4 protein-coding genes are annotated in these 3919 nt (G+C 62.6%); all 4 read right to left on the bottom strand.

The window, feature by feature from the left end:
- The coding region (locus GVY43_RS15430; RefSeq protein ID WP_159563748.1) for a hypothetical protein at positions 1–256 on the bottom strand (256 nt) is incomplete at its 3' end.
- A 134-nt stretch (positions 257–390) separates the two neighbouring features.
- Complete coding sequence (locus tag GVY43_RS15425) at positions 391–1065, bottom strand: DUF975 family protein (RefSeq protein WP_159563747.1); 675 nt, start codon at positions 1063–1065, stop codon at positions 391–393.
- Positions 1066–1338: 273 nt separating this feature from the next.
- Positions 1339–3405 carry a hypothetical protein gene (locus GVY43_RS15420; RefSeq protein WP_159563746.1) on the bottom strand — a complete coding sequence of 689 codons (2067 nt, stop codon included), beginning with the start codon at positions 3403–3405 and terminating at the stop codon, positions 1339–1341.
- On the bottom strand, positions 3402–3919 hold a 518-nt coding region (locus tag GVY43_RS15415), incomplete at its 5' end, for a hypothetical protein (RefSeq protein WP_236549001.1). The genes GVY43_RS15420 and GVY43_RS15415, both read right to left, overlap by 4 nt.

Below are 3919 nucleotides of genomic sequence, written 5' to 3'. Positions count from 1 at the left end.
TCTTCACGTCCGGCGCGACGGTCCCGGTCACCCGGTCCTGTCCCTGGTAGTAGTCGATCGGCACGGGCGCCTCGAGGTCCGTGAGGAGGGCGAGCGACGACTCGAACGGCGTGAGCGCCTCCCGGGTGATGCTGTCGCCCGTCTCGGCATGCGTCGGCTGCGCGATGCCGCACGAGACCGCGAGGAGGAGGGCGAGGAGTACCCCGCGCAGGAGGTGTGCCCTCGCCTTATGTATGGTTGTCGATGATCGGATCATATGGTCATCCCTTTCGTTTGTGATGTCGTGCGTCCCCGTCCCTTCGGTCCCACTCTGGGACAGGTCGATGAAGAACTGAAATCATTGCCTGAAAGCGCTCGCCCCGCCTGATGAATCGGACAGGGACGGTTTGGTCAGAACCCTTGTTCCGTCCCATGCGTCGGCTCATCCGTACCGGCTTCCCCGTTGTCGCGGATCGCGTCATAGAACGTCGCGTACGTGGTCGAGATGTACGGCCCGATGAAGAAGAACCCGATCCCGAGCGTCAAGGTCCCGACGAGGAACCAGCCGAGGAAGGACAGGACGAGCATGAGCGCCTCCATCTTGTGGCCATCCATGAGGCGACGGGACTCCGTGATCGACTCGAGCACGGACAGCTCGGGCCGGTCGCGCAAGATGTACGGTGTGAGCGAGTAGGAGAAGCCTTTGATGACTCCCGGTACGATCAACAGCAAGCTCCATAGCACGAGGAACACACTCATCACCAACGAGGTGACGACATGTTTGAGGTATCGGGTCCGGAACGGCCTGAACATCGTCCAGAGCGAGGCGCCCTTCTCACGTGAGACGTCGAGCGTGAGCCATGACCACCCGATGGCGAGCGGGGCGATCATGATCTGCACGACATGGGAGACGAACACCCAGGTGAGCGCTCTCGATGTGAACAGTTCTGGGGAGTCGGCGTCCACCCCGGGCATGAACCATTGGGGGATGCCGCTGACGATGAAGAACAGGAGCGCCACCCCGGCCATCCTCCACCAGTTTCCTTTCAAGGCGTGTCGCGCCTGTCGTTTCCATTCCATTCTCATCATCATCCATCCTTTTTCATAGTCGTAGTCTTTCTAGGGGCGTACACGGCGTGTACGTGGCAAACACTGTTCATCATTCCACACCTGTCAAGAAACGAGATATAGCGAGCACGTGCCCTCCGCCCGCTTCCGTCATCAGAAGGCGGGACCTGGTCGGGGGCGCGTCACGATCGTGGCAACGGCGAGACCCGACAAGAGGGGGCCTGAACTGCCCCCTCATCAAAGCACTCCACATAGGTATCGTCGCCATCTCAGGACGGACGGTACCCCTGTTCACCCCTGCGGGGCGAGGCTCCCGTCGAAGAGCGGGTTCTTGAACACCGTCTCGGCGAGCGTTTCGGCCGCGAGCGCCTCGGCCGTCGTGGCCGCGGGCACCTCGAGCACGAGCGAGGTGATCGGGTTCTCCGTCGTGATCGCGACCCCGGTGAAGATCGACACCTTCAGGAAGAAGACCTCGTCGGAGAGGACGCGCAACGTCGCCTCATACACGTTCGCCCGGTTCTGGCGTCGCTTCTGCGTCTCGTTCCAATACGAGGTCTCGGACGCGACGGCCCCATGCAGGTGCACATAGTCCTCTGTCGCGCCGGTGTCTTCGAGCTGGAACCCGTCCCGGTCATACGCCTTCACGGCGATCCGGTAGTACGCCTCGCCCTTCGGCGCCCGCAGGCGCAGACACTTCAGCTTGCGCGCGTCGATCGTCATGCCGTCCGCCAACAGCCCCCACGCGGGGATCGAGTGGAACGTGACGACCGGCTCGCCGGCCGGGTCGCTGACGACCTGACGTTCGAGCGACGACCAGCCGTGGAGGTCGTGTTCCCACACGCCGTCCCGGAACAGCGTCCGGGCGTCGAGCTGGAAGAACGGGTGATCCGGAGCCGTCGGCACCACCGGTCCCGTGGGTTCCGGCACGAGTGCCTGGAAACGTCCGTCCCGGTAGAGGTAATAGCCCTCCGGATGGGTGACGGTGTCGAGGTGGTAGAGCGTCCCCTCACCCGGGGCGACCGGCTCCGCGGTGAGCCGGGTGAGCTGGATCGACCCGACATCCGAGATTTCCTCCACCCCTGAGATCGTGCCGACGTCACAGATATCCGTGACGTTCGCGAGGCGCTCGACGTCCGTCAACGACCCGACCCCCGTGATGGCATCGACGTTCGTCAGGAGGTCGACCTCGCGGATCGTCCCCGTCCCCCGGATGGTTTTCGCGTTGCGGATATCGTGTTGCCCTTGGAGCTCGATGGCGGATTGCCACCCGGTGACCACCGCGTCCTTCGATGGGGAACCGTCGATTTCCACTATCGTCGCGTTGCGGATGAAGGGGACGTGGAGATAACGATTGTCGAGGATCAGGTTCTCCTCGTTCTCCGGCCCCTCCATGATGATGTTGCGTTCCTTTGTGGCCTCGTTTTTGATCGCCGAATAGAAGTTCCCGGCGACGAGGTTCCCCCGGGAGATGATCCGTTTCTCCTCTTCGCCCCCGCCTGCGACTGGGATTTTGCCGGCGAATGTCCTGAGTAGGACGCCCGCCACATCCCAGTTGTAGTCTTCGTTGTTATCCCCCGTGTTCTCGAACCGGTTGCCGATGATGCTGGAGAAGGCCGACCCACGGAGCTCCACCCCGTACTGGAAGTTCTCGAAGGCACAGCCCGACACGTGGATGTGGTTCGTGTAGCCCGTCTCGACCTGCACGCCGACCCGTGTCGCGACGACGCGGCAGTTCTGGAGACGGTTCGAGTTGGCGCTGTGGTGGAAGGCGAAGGCTTTCTCCAAGTTGGTCCCCGCCCCGTTGTTCCCGTTGACGGAGACGTCATAGAGCGTGTTGTAGTAGGCCGTCCCTTGGTTGTGCGCCCCGCCGGTGAACCGGAACGCTGTGTCCTTACACCCTCCCGAAAAGACCCGGACGCGTGCGATGACCGACTCGTACACCCGGTCCAGCATGAACCCGGCCTTGGTTTCGCCGCTCAGGGTCACCATCAGGTCCTCGATGACGATGCCGCCGATCGAGCCGTTTGGGAGCGCTTCCGGGTGCGTCCGCGGGTTCTGGAACAGGTAGGGATGGGTGGTGCTTCCTCTGTGACGGATCCTGCTATGGGTGCCGACCCCTTTGATCGTCGTGTTCGGGCACAGGTTGATGTAGTTGACCACGTATTCCCCTTTCGGGACGAACACGTTCCACCCGTTCTTGGACGCGTGGTCGAGGCAGGCGTTGAACGTGTTCGTGAAATTATGGAGGGGGTCCTCGTCCGTGATGGAGGTCGCGGAACGTTTCTGGCGGACGGCCGGGTCGAGGATGCTGATGAACCCGTTCACGACCTCGGGGGTGCCGGTGATCGTATAGCTCATCGCGCGTCCCCCCCGACCGGCCAGCCTATCTCGGCCGCCGGCGTGAACGACTCATACGACGCGTTCGTCGCCTCATAGACGTATTCCCCCGGCGGGCCCTCGTTCCCCTTCGAGTCGACGCCGTACACGTAGTACGTCTCGCCGTGCTTGTACTGTGTATGGTCGAGCGGGATGTCGAAGGACCAATACTGCGTAGGGTCAAAGTCTTTCGCATCCATCACCCGGCCGTCGGCGTCCTTGATGACGACGCGGTGCGTCCCGCGGCCGACCCTGGCACGGAATTTATAATCGCCGTTGTTCCATCCCATCTGGACGCGGATGTCCGGCGTCACGACCATGCGCTCGCCCTCGCGGCCCCGCTTGTCGATCGAGACGAACTCGAAGACCGCCGTGTCCGAGAGGTCGAGCCGTTGCTCCCACGGCAGGTAGAAGTGGACGTTATCATACGCGTGTCGAAGCCCGACCGTGTTGTAGTAGACCCCGTCGATGTAGAGACGCATCCGGTCGACATCCT

The sequence above is a fragment of the Exiguobacterium sp. 8H genome, assembly GCF_902506255.1.
Lineage (GTDB): Bacteria > Bacillota > Bacilli > Exiguobacteriales > Exiguobacteriaceae > Exiguobacterium > Exiguobacterium profundum.
The sequence above is the reverse complement of the archived record's forward strand: the minus strand, read 5'-3'. Positions and strand labels throughout refer to the sequence as shown.